17 protein-coding genes are annotated in these 15087 nt (G+C 61.5%); 9 read left to right on the top strand and 8 right to left on the bottom strand.

Going from position 1 to position 15087, the window contains the following annotated elements; genetic code table 11:
• Genes ACIX9_RS17075 through ACIX9_RS24035 form a run of 5 tightly spaced genes read left to right on the top strand, consistent with a single transcriptional unit; the run spans position 1 to position 5241 of the window.
• Positions 1–417, top strand: coding sequence for an STAS domain-containing protein (locus ACIX9_RS17075; RefSeq protein WP_013581742.1), 417 nt, complete (start codon positions 1–3; stop codon positions 415–417).
• Complete coding sequence (locus tag ACIX9_RS17070) at positions 392–814, top strand: anti-sigma regulatory factor (protein WP_013581741.1); 423 nt, start codon at positions 392–394, stop codon at positions 812–814. Before ACIX9_RS17075 ends, ACIX9_RS17070 begins: the two co-directional genes overlap by 26 nt.
• On the top strand, positions 802–1851 hold the full coding sequence (locus ACIX9_RS17065) for an ATP-binding protein (protein ID WP_013581740.1): 1050 nt from the start codon (positions 802–804) through the stop codon (positions 1849–1851). The genes ACIX9_RS17070 and ACIX9_RS17065 overlap by 13 nt, the downstream gene beginning before the upstream one ends.
• Positions 1844–3685, top strand: coding sequence for an ATP-binding response regulator (locus tag ACIX9_RS17060; protein WP_013581739.1), 1842 nt, complete (start codon positions 1844–1846; stop codon positions 3683–3685). The genes ACIX9_RS17065 and ACIX9_RS17060 overlap by 8 nt, the downstream gene beginning before the upstream one ends.
• Positions 3682–5241 carry an ATP-binding protein gene (locus ACIX9_RS24035; RefSeq protein WP_013581738.1) on the top strand — a complete coding sequence of 520 codons (1560 nt, stop codon included), beginning with the start codon at positions 3682–3684 and terminating at the stop codon, positions 5239–5241. The genes ACIX9_RS17060 and ACIX9_RS24035 overlap by 4 nt, the downstream gene beginning before the upstream one ends.
• A gap of 298 nt (positions 5242–5539) precedes the next feature.
• Here ACIX9_RS24035 and ACIX9_RS17050 read toward each other — a convergent pair whose 3' ends face one another.
• From ACIX9_RS17050 to rpsU, 3 genes are all read right to left on the bottom strand, one after another.
• Positions 5540–6436: an MBL fold metallo-hydrolase gene (locus tag ACIX9_RS17050; protein WP_013581737.1), complete on the bottom strand. Its 897-nt coding sequence runs from the start codon at positions 6434–6436 to the stop codon at positions 5540–5542.
• Positions 6437–6513: 77 nt separating this feature from the next.
• Positions 6514–7131, bottom strand: coding sequence for a zinc-ribbon domain containing protein (locus ACIX9_RS24945; protein ID WP_013581736.1), 618 nt, complete (start codon positions 7129–7131; stop codon positions 6514–6516).
• 224 nt (positions 7132–7355) lie between these two features.
• Positions 7356–7553: a 30S ribosomal protein S21 gene (rpsU, locus tag ACIX9_RS17040; protein WP_013581735.1), complete on the bottom strand. Its 198-nt coding sequence runs from the start codon at positions 7551–7553 to the stop codon at positions 7356–7358.
• A gap of 181 nt (positions 7554–7734) precedes the next feature.
• Between rpsU and ACIX9_RS17035 the strand changes: the two genes are divergently transcribed.
• Entirely contained in the window at positions 7735–8265 is a 531-nt protein-coding gene (locus ACIX9_RS17035; protein ID WP_232298742.1) for a gamma carbonic anhydrase family protein, read from the top strand.
• Here ACIX9_RS17035 and ACIX9_RS17030 read toward each other — a convergent pair.
• Positions 8262–8588: a hypothetical protein gene (locus tag ACIX9_RS17030; protein WP_013581733.1), complete on the bottom strand. Its 327-nt coding sequence runs from the start codon at positions 8586–8588 to the stop codon at positions 8262–8264. The genes ACIX9_RS17035 and ACIX9_RS17030 overlap by 4 nt on opposite strands.
• 94 nt (positions 8589–8682) lie before the next feature.
• Here ACIX9_RS17030 and hisS point away from each other — a divergent pair, with 94 nt between their 5' ends.
• Both hisS and ACIX9_RS17020 read left to right on the top strand, forming a co-directional pair.
• Entirely contained in the window at positions 8683–9981 is a 1299-nt protein-coding gene (gene hisS, locus ACIX9_RS17025; protein ID WP_013581732.1) for a histidine--tRNA ligase, read from the top strand.
• A gap of 305 nt (positions 9982–10286) precedes the next feature.
• The gene (locus ACIX9_RS17020) at positions 10287–10703 is read left to right on the top strand and encodes a PIN domain-containing protein (protein WP_013581731.1); all 417 of its coding nucleotides are present in this window, start codon (positions 10287–10289) and stop codon (positions 10701–10703) included.
• A 5-nt stretch (positions 10704–10708) separates the two neighbouring features.
• On the opposite strand, the gene ACIX9_RS17015 is transcribed toward ACIX9_RS17020, so the two are convergent.
• The 4 genes from ACIX9_RS17015 to ACIX9_RS17000 form a co-directional block, all read right to left on the bottom strand.
• Positions 10709–11983 carry a Gfo/Idh/MocA family protein gene (locus ACIX9_RS17015; RefSeq protein WP_013581730.1) on the bottom strand — a complete coding sequence of 425 codons (1275 nt, stop codon included), beginning with the start codon at positions 11981–11983 and terminating at the stop codon, positions 10709–10711.
• A 64-nt stretch (positions 11984–12047) separates the two neighbouring features.
• Complete coding sequence (gene yiaA, locus ACIX9_RS17010; RefSeq protein WP_013581729.1) at positions 12048–12467, bottom strand: inner membrane protein YiaA; 420 nt, start codon at positions 12465–12467, stop codon at positions 12048–12050.
• A gap of 134 nt (positions 12468–12601) precedes the next feature.
• Positions 12602–12982, bottom strand: coding sequence for a carboxypeptidase-like regulatory domain-containing protein (locus ACIX9_RS17005; RefSeq protein WP_013581728.1), 381 nt, complete (start codon positions 12980–12982; stop codon positions 12602–12604).
• A gap of 92 nt (positions 12983–13074) precedes the next feature.
• Positions 13075–13371 carry a hypothetical protein gene (locus tag ACIX9_RS17000; protein ID WP_232298741.1) on the bottom strand — a complete coding sequence of 99 codons (297 nt, stop codon included), beginning with the start codon at positions 13369–13371 and terminating at the stop codon, positions 13075–13077.
• A 162-nt stretch (positions 13372–13533) separates the two neighbouring features.
• Between ACIX9_RS17000 and ACIX9_RS16995 the strand changes: the two genes are divergently transcribed.
• Entirely contained in the window at positions 13534–15063 is a 1530-nt protein-coding gene (locus ACIX9_RS16995) for a M20/M25/M40 family metallo-hydrolase (RefSeq protein ID WP_013581726.1), read from the top strand.
• Positions 15064–15087 lie beyond the last annotated feature (24 nt).

Genomic DNA, 15087 nt, shown 5'->3' with positions numbered 1-15087 from the left:
ATGGAACACATACCCATCCTCCGCATGGGGGATCTACTCCTGATCACCATCCAGGTGGACATGCACGACCGCCTCGCCATCACCCTCCAGGACGACCTGACGGAGCAGGTCGTGCGTTACGCCAGCCGCGGCGTCCTCATCGATATCTCCGCCCTTGAGGTTGTCGACTCCTTCATTGGCCGCATGCTCGGCAACATCGCCGCCATGAGCCGTGTCCTCGACGCGCAGACTGTCGTCGTCGGCATGCAGCCCGCAGTAGCCATCACCCTGGTAGAGCTTGGCCTTTCGCTTCCTGGCATTCGCACGGCGTTGAATGTGGAGCGTGGCATGCAGATCCTTCGCGCGGAATCCGCGCTTTCACAGCCCGCCCCGGAGCTGGAAGAGGTTTTGGATGATGATGGACAGCAGCCGGCCTGAGGTTGCGTCCAGCCTGCTCCCGATCCGTACGCCGGAAGATATCGTCCTCGTGCGAACCGCGGTACGCAAGGCGGCCCTCGGCATAAAATTCGGTCTCGTAGACCAGACCAAGCTGGTAACCGCAGCCAGTGAGATCGCGCGCAACACGCTCGACTACGGCGGCGGCGGCACCGTCGCCATTGAGCTCCTGCAAGACCCGAAGACCGGCGTCCGCCTGCGTTTCGAAGACCAGGGGCCCGGCATCGCCAACATCGACCTCGCACTCACCGACGGGTGGAGCTCCGGCAACGGTATGGGTCTTGGCCTCACTGGAACTCGCCGATTGATGGATGACTTCGATCTTGCATCCAAGCTCGGAGAGGGGACCACGGTCACGATCACCAAATGGAGCCGATAGCCCAATCCGTGGTCGTAGCCGTCGACGAGGAGACCGCCATCGCGGAGGCTCGCAGGACCACCGCAGCCCTCTGTCAGCGCATAGGCCTCAGCGCGGAGATCATCGCCCGTGCAGAACTCGTCGCAGTAGAACTCGCAGGCAACATCCTGCAGCACGCCGGCCACGGTCGTCTCTATCTCTCCTCCACGCCCACGGCGGACGCCCTCCAAATCATCGCCATCGACTCCGGCCCCGGCATCGCCAACGTGGAACGAGCCATGGCGGACGGCTTCACCACCTCTACAACCCCCGGCTTCGGCCTCGGAGCCGTAGGACGCCTCGCCGCAGGCGTCGATATCTACACCCAGCTCGGCAAAGGAACCATCCTCTCCGCCATCGTCGGACCCCAGCACCCATCCCTCCCCGGGCAAACCGCAGTCCTCTCCACCAGCCTGGAAGGCGAGACCCTTTGCGGAGACTCCTGGGCCGTCTTCCCCGCGCTCTCCCACACCTTCCAGGAGCATCGCCAGGTCTACATGGTCGTCGATGGCCTCGGCCACGGCCTCCACGCCTCGGAAGCCGCCGCCATGGCTGTCAGCATCGCCCACTCGGCCTTCGCCGCTGAGCCCGGCCTCGCCCTCGACGTCCTCATCAACCGCATGCATGGCCCCATGCACGCCACCCGTGGAGCTGCCATCCTGCTCGTCTCCGTCTGCGAAAATATCGCCACCTGCTGCGGCGTCGGCAATATCAGTTGCAGCCTCCACGCACCCGACGGTACCGACCGCTCCCTCGTCTCCAATAACGGCACCGTAGGCCACGTCATGCGCAAGATCCAGGAGTTCCGCTACCCCTATACCCCCGGAACCCTGCTCATCATGCACTCGGACGGCATCGCCACCAAGTGGCGCTTCGGCCAGTACCCTCGCCTGGAAGAGAAGTCTCCCGCGACCATCGCCGGCCTGATCTACCGAGACGCCGTCCGCGGACGCGACGACGCCACCGTCTTGGTCTCCCGTCTCGGAGCGTCGTCAGCACAGGCGGTCCTCAATGGCTAGCACTGCAAACCCCCGCCCTCTCCTCTCAGTCAGCGTCGCCCGAGATATGGATTTCCTGCTCGCTCGCCAGCGCGCCAAGCAGATCGCCGCCCTCCTGCGCTTCGATCGCCAGGACCAGACCCGCATCGCCACCGCCGTCTCGGAGATCGTACGCAACGCATTCGAGTACGCCGGCGGAGGCCGCGTCGAGTACTTCCTCGACATCAATACCTCGGACGGCCCAACCTTCCGCATCGTCGTCGCGGACAACGGCAAGGGCATCCCCCAGCTCGACCAGATCTGGAACGGCGCCTACCGCTCCCAGACAGGCATGGGCCTCGGCCTCATCGGCTCCCGCCGCCTGCTTGACGATCTCCAAGTCGAAACCAGCCCCAAAGGCACCACCGTCTCGCTCCTCAAGCGCCTCCCCCGCAACGTCAGCGCGCCTGACATCGCCGAGCTCTCCACCCAGCTCGCCATCCATACCGTAGGCCAGCCCAGCGCCTTACAGTCAGCCGCTCTCATCGACCAGAACCAGGAGCTGATCCGCCTCCTCGACGAGATCCGCGCCCGCGAGTCCGAGCTTCACATCCTCAACGAAGAACTCTCCGAAACCAACCGTGGCGTCCTCGTCCTCTACGCCGAACTCGAGGACCGCGCACGCGCCGTCCAGCACGCCTCCGAGCTCAAAACCCGCTTCCTCTCCGGCGTCACCCATGAGCTCCGCACCCCCCTCAACTCCATCGTCTCGCTCTCCCGCCTCATGCTCTCGCACTCGGACGGCTCCCTCAGCACGGAGCAGGAAAAGCAGGTCAACTTCATCCTGCGTTCCGCCCAGAACATGACTGAGCTCGTCAACGATCTGCTCGATCTCGCCCGCGTCGAAGCCGGCAAAGCCATCTCCAACCTCACGTACTTCACCGTGGCCGATCTCTACGCCGGCCTCCGCGGCATGTTCCGCCCCCTCGCCACCAACCCCAGCGTCAAGCTCCTCTTCGACATCCCCAGCGAGCCCCTCCGCCTCCACACCGACGAGGGCAAGCTCGCGCAGATCCTGCGCAACTTCATCTCCAACGCCCTCAAGTTCACCGAGCACGGCACCGTCACCGTCAGCGCCCGTCCCCGCGAAGGCTCCCCGGACTGGGTCACCTTCACCGTCGTCGATACCGGCATCGGCATCGCCCCGGAGCATCACGAGATCGTCATGCAGGAGTGGGGCCAGGTCGAGCATGTGCAGCAGGCCGCCCACGGCAAACAGAAAGGCAGCGGCCTCGGCCTGCCGCTCTCCCGCAGCTTCGCAGAGCTTCTCGGCGGACGCATCCACTTCACCTCGGAGCCCGGCCAGGGTTCCACCTTTGAGGTCAGCCTCCCCGCCCTCGTGTCGGAGCCGGCACCTGAACCTTCTGCCGTAAACGATCTCGATCAAGGCCACATCATCATGGCGGACGACGACGAGGTCGCCCGTTATCTCCTCCGCCGACGCCTCTCCGCCCACACCACCGCTGAGATCACGGAAGCCTGCAGCGGCCAGGAGGCGCTTGACGCCATTCGACGTCACCGCCCCCACATCCTCTTTCTCGATCTCGTCATGCCCGGCCTCAGCGGCTTTGAGGTCGTTCGCCAGCTCCGCCAGGACCCCACCACAGCCGACCTGCCCATCGTCCTCCATACCTCGAAAACCCTCAGCCCTGAGGAGACCCGTTCGCTCGAAGCCTACGATCTCACCCTCATTCCCAAAGGCAGCAAAACCCAGGGCGGCACAGACGATCCAGACGCGCCGGACGAACAGAGCATCCAACTGCAACGCGCCTTGCTTCAGGTAGGCTTGCACAACATGCACGAAGGCAAATCATGATCCAGGCCAAAGAACGCCAGCTCCTGTACGTTGATGACACGGAAGAGCAGCGCTACGTCATGCGCCGCATCCTGGAGCAGGCAGGCTTCACCGTCATCGAAGCCGGCACCGGTACGGAAGCCCTCCAGAAGCTGCACCCCGGCATCCTCGCCGTCATCCTTGACGTCAAGCTGCCGGACATGTCCGGATACGAGGTCTGCCGCCGCATCAAGTCTTCCCCCGCCACCGCAGCAATGCCCGTCCTCCAGATCTCCGCCAGCTTCGCCGACCCCACCCTCCGTGCACAGGGTCTCTCCGGCGGCGCCGACGCCTACGTCGCCCAGCCCGTCCACCCGGCCGAGCTCCTCTCCCTCGTCAACGCCCTCATCCGTTCGCACGATTCGGAGAAGACCCTGCGTTTTCAGGCTGAAATCGGCAGCCGTCTCTCTGAATCCCTTGACTATGCGAAGGTCTTCAACTGCGTAGAAGAGGTCTTCGTCCCGCGTTTCGCGGACCATTGCTTCATCGTGCTGCAGCGCAGCGCTGGAGCCCACGCCGCGACCGATAATGTCCGCACTGCACCGCCTGACACGCCCGGCCTGCCCGCCGATCTCCACGCCGTCGCCATAGAAGTGATCGACAACGGCCAATCCCGTTTCCTCAATCGATACACCATCGCCGTGCCGCTTGAGGTTGGCCGCATGCGGCTCGGCGCGCTGGTCTTCACCCTCGATCCCGATCACCGCCACTACAGCCCAACCAATCTCAGCCTCGCGGAAGATCTCGCCGATCGCGCCGCGCTCGCGCTTCAGAACGCCGCCCTCTACTCCGCCCAGCAGACTGCCCAGAAGGCCCTCATCCAGAGTGAAAAGCTCGCCGCCGCCGGTCGTCTCTCCGCAGCCATCGCCCATGAGATCAACAATCCACTCGAAGCCATCACCAACCTGATGTACCTCATCGACACTTCGGAGGAGATCACCCCGACCCTCAAGGGCTACGTCCAGGAGGCCCTCAGCGAGCTCTCCCGCCTCACCCACATCGCGCGCCAGTCCCTCGGTTTCTACCGCGAGCTCACCGGTGCAGCCCTCTTCGATCTTAACGAATCCGTAGACGATACCCTCAACATCTATCTCAAGCGCTTTGACGCTAAGCACATCCACGTTGAGCGCCACTACCATCCCGGCCCTTTGCAGCTCTCAGCCGTCAAAGGCGAGGTCCGTCAGGTCGTCTCGAACCTCCTCGTCAACGCCTACGACGCACTCCCCACGAACGGCTGCCTCACAGTCTCCACCGACACCTCAACCGATGCAGAAGGCTTAACCGACCTCGTCATCCTTCGCGTCACGGATAACGGCTCCGGCATCCCGCCCAACGTCGTCGCCCATATCTTCGAACCCTTCTTCACCACCAAGGAAGGCACCGGGACCGGTCTCGGCCTCTGGGTCTCGGACACCATCGTCACCAAGCACGGCGGCACCATCAAAGTCATGAGCCGGACGGAAGGCGACGACCACGGCACCACCTTCGAAGTCTCCCTCCCCGTAAAACCCGCCCACACCGACCAACCCACCGTCTAGGCCGTTGCACTTCGGGAGTCAGAAAGCAAGTCGGGTTCACCGAACGAATAGAGATTTCAGTCATGGAAGCCGCCTGAGTCGCCGTCAGATTCAGGACGAAACGCCGCGCCGAGGATCCAAAACCAGCCTCCCTGATCCTCGAATGGCGAAATACCGGTTAACCCCAATCGTCACAGAAGTTCAGCTATCCCTCAAACAAACGAGATTTGCTTGCTGGGACCCAGATTATAAAAGCGGTCAGAGCAAATTTTGTCGGGCACCTTCGCGACGGCTGGTATTTGTTTCTTTCTAGTTTGCCTCAAAGGGCTTGGGTGGCTTTGGGCTTTCCCTTTTCGTCCAGGTTCAGGTAGGCGGCGGGGACTTGGTGGTCATGGGTGAAGAGGACTAGCCATTGCTCCGGGATGGCGCGGGCCAGAAAGCGCTTGCGTTCTGTGATGCAGGTGAGGGGATCGAGGTCGTAGCCCATGACCCAGGTGGGGTCTAAATGATGGTGGGTGGGGATGAGGTCGCCGATGTAGCAGGCGTGTTGGCCGGCTGACTCCATGTGGACGGCGAGCATGTTGGCGGTGTGGCCGGGGAAGAGCTCGACTGAGATGCCGGGAGCGATCGTGGGGTTGAGGTGGATCTGGTCACTCGTGAGGAGGGTCATCTGGCCGGATTCGATGAGGGGATCGTAGTTGGGGGAGAGGTAGGAGACGCGGTCGCGGTCGAGTTGGAGGTGACCGTGCGCGACCTCGCCGGCGTGGGCGAAGTAACGGGCGTTGGGGAAGGTGGGGGTGACGGAGCCGTCGGGGTGGAGAGTTGTGTTCCAGCCGCAGTGGTCGAAGTGAAGATGGGTGTTGATGACGTGGGTGATCTCTTCAGGACGGATGCCTGCGGCTGCAAGGGATAGCGGCAGGATGGCCTGGTTCTGGTGGATGGACTGCATCTTTTCCGACTGCTTGTTGCCGATGCCGGTCTCGATGAGGACGACGTGCTGGCCGGTGCGGATGACGGTGGTGTTGAGGCCGAGGAGGATGCGGTTCTGGTCGTCGGCGGGGGTGCGCTTCTGCCAGAGAGGCTTGGGGACAACGCCGAACATGGCTCCGCCGTCGAGGAGGTAGGTGCCGTCGGTGCAGAGGGTGAGCTCGAAGTCGCCGAGCGCGAGGCGACCGCGGACGAGGTCGGCGTCAGTGGGTTGAGCGGCGGGATGCATGGGGGAAGGATACTGCGGGAGGATGTGTCGCGGCCACAGGAGGTGGTCAGCGCACTTGGGCGCAGTGGGTGGTGCGGCTAAGAGACTTCAGCGGCGACCAGCTCAACAGGGATGTCTGCTGCCATGGCGTCTGAAGAGGTGCCGGCGATGAGTTGCACGGTTCTCTGCGCTGCTGTGGGGAAGGAGACAGGTGCTTCGAGTTGAGTGATCGAGGCGAGGTCTGCGGAGGTGGCGACCGAGGACTGGGGCGAGGCCGCGGACATGGAGGCTGCAGCCAGCACGGCTGCGTCGGCGGAGATTGAACCCCCTATGGTTGCGGAGGCCTGGGTGAGCGCCGCTGCATCCGAGGCAGGTGTGCCGATGGTGCGAAGCGGAGTGACCGAACGGGCCTTCAACTGGAAGCATTGCCGACAGAGGACGGGGCGGCCCTGGGTCGGCTTGAAGGGCACGGTGGTCTCTATACCGCAATCCGAGCAGAGGGTGCGGGTCTCCGTGCGCGAGAGGCCTGCGGCGACGGGGCCGGTGCCGTTGGCGACGGCGCTGAGGCCGGAGCGGCGGCTCTTGCAGGGTTTGCAGCGTTTGGGGTCGTTTTTGAACTGCTTATCGAAGAAAAAGAGCTGCTCGCCAGCGGTGAAGATGAACTCGCCGTGACAGTCTACGCAGTTGAGGATGCGGTCAATGAATTGTTCCTGCATATCGCTTCTCCCATGGGGCGGAAAAGGCTGATGGCTCGGAGCATCGCGCAGGCCGATCAGACTTCTCTTGAAGATGGATGACTGGGGCCCGGGATCTGAAACGCTGAGAGTTGCAGTGAAACGTGCATGACCATTGCGGAGAAAGGAAGCCGCGGAGGAGATTTGCGTGTGAGCCGAGCCGGGAGGCCACAGCTCACACTGCAGGTCATGCTGGTAAGGGAGAGTTAGTCCTGTTCCTTACGAACCTTCTTGCGATTACGTTTGCGAGCGAGCGCTTCTTTGACGCGCTTCTTTTCGCCTGGTTTCAGATAGAACGAGTGACGCTTTACCTCTTTGATAATGTCTTCAGTCTGAACTTTGCGCTTGAAGCGGCGCAGGGCATTCTCGAGGGGTTCGCCTTCTTGTACGCGAATCTCTGCCATGGGGGAGTACACCTCACAATCGGGCCTAAACTGGCTAATAAGTAGGATAGTCCGAAGTTCGGGAGAATGCACACAAAAAACAGAGTTCGCTTGCTTATTTCTAGAGCTAATAGAACGCTAAATTACTGTTTCAACGGGGTTTGCTGTCTTCCCGAGAAAACTGAGCTGTCTTACAGGAGAGATGATGATTCGTTCGTATCGCGGTGTCAAGCCAATTATTCCGGAAAATTGTTACGTAGATGTGAGCGCGCAGGTGTTGGGAGATGTGATTCTGGGCGAGCAGGCCAGCGTGTGGATGAATGCGGTGATTCGGGGGGACGTGAACGCAATTCGGATCGGGGCGGGATCGAATGTGCAGGACTGCGCTGTGCTGCATGGAATGAAGGACTTATACCCGGTGCTGATTGGGGAACACTGCACAATCGGGCATAACGCCACGGTGCATGGCTGTGTGCTGGAGGATGAGGTTTTAGTGGGGATTGGAGCGGTGATTCTGAACGATGCCCGGATTGGAACGGGGTCGATTATTGCGGCGGGTGCGGTGATTCCGGAGCATACCGTAATCCCGCCGCGAAGCCTTGTGGCCGGGGTTCCGGGCAAGGTGCGGCGGGAGATCACGGACGAGGACCACAGGCTGATCCTGATGTATGCGAATAACTACCTGGGCTATACGAAGAACTATCTGGAGGAGTTGGCTTCAGGGGTACTTTAGTTTGGGGGATTGGCCTGCTGGGCTGCGTTGGCGGCCTTGTCCTGGTGCTTGAGGGCGTTGGCCTGATCCTTCTGGGCCTGGGCGTTCTCGCTGGCAGCCTTCTCTGCGGCCTTTTGCTGCTTCTTCTGGGCCTTCAGCTCCTTCTTGGTAAGGGGAGTGGCGGCCGCTGTGGTGGTGGTCGCTTCTCCTGGGGCAGCGGGCGTTTGGCTGGTGGCGGGAGCCTGCGGGGTTTGTGCGGGCTGCTGAGCGACTGCCATGGAGCTGAGTGCGAGGAAGTAAGGTGCCAGAAGTCTGAAACGGGTCGATGTCTTGGTGAGTGCCATGGGTGAATCCTTTCCCGGCTTGCCCTAGGGCGTGCCTAGGGTATGAGATGCAGGTGGGCGCGGGGTGGGTGCCGGTTGATAGACTAGGGGTCTTATGTCAACGATCAAAGCAGTGCGCGGGACGCGGGATTTATTGCCGCCTGAGACAGAGTTGTGGAACCGGGTTGAGGGTGTGGCGCGGAAGGTTTTTGAGCGGTATGGATTTGGGGAGATCCGGACGCCCCTGTTTGAGACGACGGAGCTGTTTGTGCGCGGGGTGGGCGAGGAGACGGATGTCGTTTCCAAGGAGATGTACACGTGGGAGGATCGGGCTCGGGCTGCGAGTGAAAAGGCGCAGAGCTTGACGTTGCGTCCGGAGAATACGGCGGGCGTGGTGCGGGCGTATATCGAACACAAGATGGATGCGGCGGGGGGGCTGCGCAAGCTGTTTTATATCGGGCCACAGTTCCGGCGGGAGCGTCCGCAGCGGGGGCGGTATCGGCAGTTCTGGCAGATTGGGGCTGAGGTGCTGGGGCCGGTCTCATCCGGGGCGGAGAGCGCGGTACGGGATGCTGAGGTGCTGGAGATGCTCGCCTCACTGCTGGATGAGTTGGGCGTGAAGGGCTGGCGGTTGGAGGTGAACTCGGTTGGGTCTTCGACCGACCGGCCTCGGTATGTGGCTGCGCTGCGGGCTGCGCTGGAGCCGGTGAAGGATCAGATGTGCGAGGACAATCGGCGGCGGGCAGAGACGAATCCGCTGCGGGTGCTCGACTCCAAGGCTCCGGAGGATCAGGAGATCATCAATGGGCTGCCGAAGATCGCGGACTACCTGGATGAGGCTTCAAAGGAACACTTTGCGCAGGTGCTGAAGGCGCTCGACGCTTGCGGGGTGGCGTATCACGTGAACCCGCGGCTGGTGCGTGGGCTCGATTACTACACGCGGACGACGTTTGAGTTTACGGTTCCGGATGGCAGTGGTCTGGGGACGCAGAATGCGCTGCTGGGCGGTGGGCGGTATGACGGGTTGAGCGAGATGCTCGGAGGGCCGAAGGCGCCGGGGATTGGGTTTGCGATCGGTGAGGACCGGCTGATCCTGATCCTGCAGGAGCAGGCGGCGGAACAGGCTGAGAGCAAGATGGATGCATACATTGCTCCGGTTGGCGTGGAACAGAATGCGGCTGCGCTGGCGCTGGCTCGGGAGCTGCGGCGGGATGGGCTGCGGGTTGAGGTTGGGGATGGAAGCTTCCGATTGAAGAAGAGCTTTGAGGCTGCGGATAAGGTGGCGAAGGCTGTTGTGATTCTTGGTGAGGATGAGGTGGCTTCAGGTAATCTCAAGGTCAAGCGGTTCGCTACCGGCGAGCAGCGCGATGTCAGCCGTACGGAGTTGGGAGCGTATCTTCATGGCGATCAGTAAGAGCGAAGCGTCACCCCGGCACCCTTATGAGAGTCTTGCCTCTACTCCTGAATGGCCGGTGATCGACCGCGCGATCCAGGAGCTAGCGGGTAACCGCGATCTGGTTGAGACGACGTCACACGAGTACATCGTTGGCTATCTTTGCCGTGCTCTCGAACGCACTCGTTCGACACTAGCAGAGCCAGCTTTGTCGGTGGCCGAAGATTCCGCTGAGACTGCGCGTCGCAGGGCTGTGTTGCGAGCCGCACGTGAAGCCATTCGAGCGGCCAATCCAGAGGGCAGGGATTTAGTTCAGGAACTCATAGATGAGCGACGTGCCGAAGCCGCGCGTGATTGAAGTCGTGGTGGACGCTTCTGCAGTGCTGGCGATCCTGCTGAGGGAAGTCGACGATAAGACCTTCAACAATCTGGAGGGTTTGCTCGGCAGATCGATCATCAGCGCTGTCAATCTGGCGGAGGTAAGGACACGACTTTCGGATTTGGGTAAGCTGCAACTCACGTCCATGAACGAGGTCTTGGATCTTATTCTGCGGGTAGAGCCATTCACCGAGGCTCAAGCGATCCTAGCGGCCGATCTGCGACCATCCACTAAAAGCCTCGGGCTTTCCTTGGGAGATCGAGCCTGCCTGGCGCTCGCTCTTGGAAAAGGTCTTGATGTTTATACGGCTGATCAGGCATGGTCGAAGCTGCAATTAGATTGCGCCGTACATTTGATCCGTTAGGTCCATCACGCCTCCACCGGGTCTGGGCTGCGAGTGGGTGCGTGTGGCGGCGAAAGCTTAACGGCTTTGCCGGTGCGGGCTGATTCATAAATTGCGTCTGTGATGCGCTGGTCCTGTAAGCCCTCTTCGCCCGGGGTGTGGGGCTTCAGGTTCTTCTGAACACAGAGGGCCATGTGGTCCATCTCTTCGGCGAATTGGTCCTTCTCTTCGATGGAAGGCTCGTGCATGATCTCCTGTCCGTCGATGAGTTTGGAGTAGCGGAGCTTGATCCCGTGATAGGCGAAGGCCGAGTTGAGTTCGGCGAAGGCTTCTACGCCTTCTATGCGGAGGAACTGACTTTTGTGGGCGTTGTAGCTGGAGTTGAAGGTTGCTACGAAGCCTGAAGGGAACTTTGCGATGACCTGGCAGCTTGCTTCGACTTCTGCGAAGCGTGGGTCGTCCTTGGGCTGAACGATGGTGGCCTGGACCTCGTACGGTTCTTCGTCGGAGAGGAAACGTGCGGCGTTGAGGCAGTAGACGCCTACGTCCGGCATGCAGCCTCCGCCAGCCAGGGCTTTCTTCTGCCGCCATTGTGTGGGGTCACCCTGGTTCTGGCTGTTGGTGGCGATGTACTGGCGGAGCTTGCCGAGTTTGCCGGCGCGGATCATCTTGATGAGGGCGAGGTCGTTAGGTTCATACTGGCTGCGGTAGGCGATCATCAGCTTTACTTTGGCCTGCTCACACGCGGCGATCATGCGCTCGCAGTCTTTGGCGGTGGTGGCCATGGGCTTTTCACAGAGGATGTGCTTGCCGGCCCTGGCTCCGCGGACGGTGAAGTCGGCGTGCATGGAGTTGGGGAGGACGATGTAGATGACCTGCACGTCCGGGTTCCGGGCGAGCTGGTCGTAGGTGGTGTAGTCGTAGACAGACGACTCCTTGATGCCGTACTGAGCGGCGATCTTCAGGGCCTTCTGGCGGTCCCCGCTGACGAGTGCGGTGGGCTTGCAGTACTTCGACTTGCCCATGGCGGGGAGGATTTCACCGAGGGCCAGGCGGCCAAGGCCTACGATGGCAAAGCCGGTGCGATGGTCGCGGGATTCGAAGGGGCCGGGGATCTTTTCGGGCTGCTCGGTGGTGGCGTGGATCTGGGAGAGCTCGACCTTATCCTGCGCGTTTGGCTTCTCAGGCTGCTGTGCGATTGCCGTGCCGGCGAAGCCTGCGGATGCGGCGAGGGCAGAGGCGGAGCGCAGGAAGTCGCGGCGGTTCAGCGGTGCTTCAGGTTGCAGTGCGGCGCTATTCATGACCCGCTGGGATGCGAGCGATCGTGCAAGGGGATGCCCCTTTGCACACGATCGCTCGACGGGATCATGCTAGGGTCGAGTGTTCGGTGGTCAGGTCCGCGTTGTCACGGGTGTTCTTCTGGACGGCAATTGCTGCGAAGAGGCTGAGCAGGTACGACATGGCGTAGAAGCCCTTCTCGCTGGGCGTCAGAGTAGCGTTCCAGAGGCCGACCGCGAGCAGCAGGATTGTCAGCAGGACGGAGAACCAGCTCAGGCCATAGTAGATGTTCGTCACCGGAATGCCTTCCATGCGGTCGCGCACGCTCTTCTGCACGGAGACTGCGGAGAAGAGGCCGTACATGAGCAGGGTGAAGAAGTAGCTCTTCTCGCTGAGGACCATGGTGGCGTTCCAGAGGCCGACCATGAAGGCGAGAGAGCCGGCGAAGAGCGCGGTCCATGAAGCTGCGATGAAGGCGAAGGTGGGCTTCTTGTAGACGGTGGCCATGTGGGTCGTTCATCTCCTCTGGCCCTTCCTCATCTGAGGCGAAGGCGCAGTGGTCCGATGATAGCGAACGGACAGCCATGGAGCGATGCCGCAATTGTGTTACTTGTGTCGCATCTGGCTGGGCGGTTTCGCGCCTAGTCGATTTTGAGGTTGATCGTCAGTTCGTTCTTGGTGTCGAAGGAACTGATGGTCTTGGTGGCGCTCTTCTTGTCTTCAGACTTGGCCCAGATGGAGTAGTCGGTGCCTTGGGTCAGTTGCACGAAGCGGTAAGAGCCGTTATCGAGAGCGATGGCGCTCTTGACGGAGTTGGTGCGGGAGTCCTGAAGATAGACGACCGCGCCCTTGATGGCGACGCCGTTCTTATCCTGGACGGTGCCCTGCACAACGCGCTGCACTGGGCCGCGCGCCTGCGCAGAGAGAACGGCAACTGACCCTACTGTCGAAGCGGAGGTGAAAAGGGCGAACGAGAGAACAAGAGAACCGGTGACGCGTTGCGTGAAATTTGTGCGGGCCATGATGACTCCAGTATACGGCTATGGGATGTAACCCACCTGTAATCCCTAAGTTCCGGAGCGGACCGTGTGCTGATGAACTCCGAAGAGGAAGACTATTCGTCTTCCTCTTCACCGCTGTCGCGGGTGAGGTCTTCGTCGTCATAGCCTTCGGCATCGACGGGAGCTACGTGCAGTGGATCGAGGGTGACGACTTCGAGTTCGGTACCGCACTCGTCACAGGTAATGACTTCGCCTTCATCGGTCATATCGACATCGATATCGAGCGGGTTATCGCATTCGGGACAGACAATTGCCATTGTTGCGGCCTCCAGGTCTTTTTTGGTTCGCGCTGTTGGATGATAAAACCATCTGAGACGTTCGCCCAAATCAGCAAACGTTCTCTTCATCATCGTTGACGGCTAATCACAAGGTTACGGCAAATGGGCGCAAAGGGTTTCCACCGGTGTGCGAATTTCTGCCGCTTTGTTTTCCGGAGACAGAGACGGGATTGTTTCGTTTCCTGATTCAATAAAGTTATGTTCCTTCACAGATCGTTCAAGGAGAATGCAGCAATGTTGGAGACCGGCAAGAAGAAGTTGAAGCGCGTGCGACTCACGAAGATGCTTTGCTCGGCAGTGTTTGCCGTTACCGCCTCCGCCGGGCTGGCGCAGGTCAAGGCTCCGGTTCACATTCCTGAGAGCGGCGATGCGCTGCCGATTGCGGCGGCGGACCCGGAGATTGCGGGGGCGCTGGCGAAGATCTCGCCGGACGACGTGCGCAACGATATTGCGAAGCTGGTGAGCTTCAGCAACCGGTCGACGGTCTCCAGCACGGTGAAGGATCTGCCGGCGGGCACCGGGGTGACTGCGGCCGCGGATTGGATCTTTGCGGAGTTCACGCGGATCTCTGCGGCCTGCGGTAACTGCCTTGAGGTGAAGCGGGACGACTTCATCGAGCCTGCGGCGACCGGGCCGAACGGACGTATCAAGCAGGACACGCGCATCCAGAACATCTATGCGGTGCTGCCGGGGACGGACCCGGCGCAGAAGGCTCGGCGGGTGCTGGTGACGGGGCACTATGACTCGCGTGTGACGGATGTGATGGATACGCATACGCCTGCGCCGGGGGCGAACGACGACGCTTCCGGTGTGGCGGTTTCGATTGAGTCTGCTAGGGTCCTTTCCAAGCTGAAGTTTCCGGCGACCATTGTGTTTGTGGCGGTGGCCGGGGAGGAGCAGGGGTTGAACGGCAGCCGGCACCTGGCGAAGCTCGCCAAGGCCGAGGGTTGGAGTCTTGAGGCGGCGCTGAACAATGACATCGTCGGCGGAGATACTACGCCGGGGGATACGGGGCAGGACAAGAGTGCGGTGCGGGTGTTCTCCGAAGGCGTTCCGGGGCCGGCGACGCCTGAGGAGGTGAGGGCGATCCAGAACCTGGGGGCTGAGGGCGATTCGCCTTCGCGTGAGCTGGCAAGGGCGATTACCGAGGTTTCGGACAGCTACTTCAAGTCTTCGAGCATCGGCGCAGCGAAGGGCAGACCGGGACAGCCGCACAGCCACTTGGTGCGCTACGTTCCTCCGTTTCACCCGGTCCTGATCTTCCGGCGGGATCGCTTCCTGCGCGGCGGCGATCACACCAGCTTCAACGCGGAGGGCTTCGCGGCCGTCCGGTTCACGGAGTGGCAGGAGAACTTCAACCACCAGCATCAGACTCCGCGGACGGAGAACGGCGTGCTGTACGAGGACAACATCCAGTTTGTGGACATGAGCTATGTCGCCAATGTGGCACGGCTGAATGCGGCTACGCTGGCGACGTTTGCGCGTGCGCCGGGCGAGCCGGAGAACGTCCATATCCTGACGCGCGGGCTGGATAACAACACCGAGCTGACTTGGACGGCCCCGGCGGGGGCTCCTGCCGGAACGATCTACCAGGTGCTGTGGCGTCCGTCCGATGCTCCGGTGTGGACGAACCTGCAGTCGGCGGGTTCTGCGATGACGATCAAGCTGCCGATCTCCAAGGACAACGTGGTCTTTGGGGTGCGGACTTCCGATGCTGCCGGGCACACGAGCCCTGCCGTACTACCAAAGCCGCAGGGACGTTAGCGCGGGCGGGGCTGGTTCGGCCTA

Source organism: Granulicella tundricola MP5ACTX9, assembly GCF_000178975.2.
Lineage (GTDB): Bacteria > Acidobacteriota > Terriglobia > Terriglobales > Acidobacteriaceae > Edaphobacter > Edaphobacter tundricola.
This window is presented reverse-complemented; position numbering and strand designations above follow the sequence as displayed.

Excerpts from the sequence above, each read along its gene's own strand:
- ACIX9_RS17015 (WP_013581730.1), bottom strand. The coding sequence starts at position 11,983 with ATGAATAGCGCCGCACTGCAACCTGAAGCACCGCTGAACCGCCGCGAC.
- ACIX9_RS17035 (WP_232298742.1), top strand. The coding sequence starts at position 7,735 with ATGATGATTCGTTCGTATCGCGGTGTCAAGCCAATTATTCCGGAAAAT.
- hisS (WP_013581732.1), top strand. The coding sequence starts at position 8,683 with ATGTCAACGATCAAAGCAGTGCGCGGGACGCGGGATTTATTGCCGCCT.
- ACIX9_RS17065 (WP_013581740.1), top strand. The coding sequence starts at position 802 with ATGGAGCCGATAGCCCAATCCGTGGTCGTAGCCGTCGACGAGGAGACC.
- ACIX9_RS17060 (WP_013581739.1), top strand. The coding sequence starts at position 1,844 with ATGGCTAGCACTGCAAACCCCCGCCCTCTCCTCTCAGTCAGCGTCGCC.
- yiaA (WP_013581729.1), bottom strand. The coding sequence starts at position 12,467 with ATGGCCACCGTCTACAAGAAGCCCACCTTCGCCTTCATCGCAGCTTCA.
- ACIX9_RS17020 (WP_013581731.1), top strand. The coding sequence starts at position 10,287 with ATGAGCGACGTGCCGAAGCCGCGCGTGATTGAAGTCGTGGTGGACGCT.
- ACIX9_RS17050 (WP_013581737.1), bottom strand. The coding sequence starts at position 6,436 with ATGCATCCCGCCGCTCAACCCACTGACGCCGACCTCGTCCGCGGTCGC.
- ACIX9_RS17030 (WP_013581733.1), bottom strand. The coding sequence starts at position 8,588 with ATGGCACTCACCAAGACATCGACCCGTTTCAGACTTCTGGCACCTTAC.
- ACIX9_RS17000 (WP_232298741.1), bottom strand. The coding sequence starts at position 13,371 with ATGATGAAGAGAACGTTTGCTGATTTGGGCGAACGTCTCAGATGGTTT.
- ACIX9_RS17005 (WP_013581728.1), bottom strand. The coding sequence starts at position 12,982 with ATGGCCCGCACAAATTTCACGCAACGCGTCACCGGTTCTCTTGTTCTC.
- ACIX9_RS24035 (WP_013581738.1), top strand. The coding sequence starts at position 3,682 with ATGATCCAGGCCAAAGAACGCCAGCTCCTGTACGTTGATGACACGGAA.
- ACIX9_RS17075 (WP_013581742.1), top strand. The coding sequence starts at position 1 with ATGGAACACATACCCATCCTCCGCATGGGGGATCTACTCCTGATCACC.
- ACIX9_RS17070 (WP_013581741.1), top strand. The coding sequence starts at position 392 with ATGATGATGGACAGCAGCCGGCCTGAGGTTGCGTCCAGCCTGCTCCCG.
- rpsU (WP_013581735.1), bottom strand. The coding sequence starts at position 7,553 with ATGGCAGAGATTCGCGTACAAGAAGGCGAACCCCTCGAGAATGCCCTG.
- ACIX9_RS24945 (WP_013581736.1), bottom strand. The coding sequence starts at position 7,131 with ATGCAGGAACAATTCATTGACCGCATCCTCAACTGCGTAGACTGTCAC.
- ACIX9_RS16995 (WP_013581726.1), top strand. The coding sequence starts at position 13,534 with ATGTTGGAGACCGGCAAGAAGAAGTTGAAGCGCGTGCGACTCACGAAG.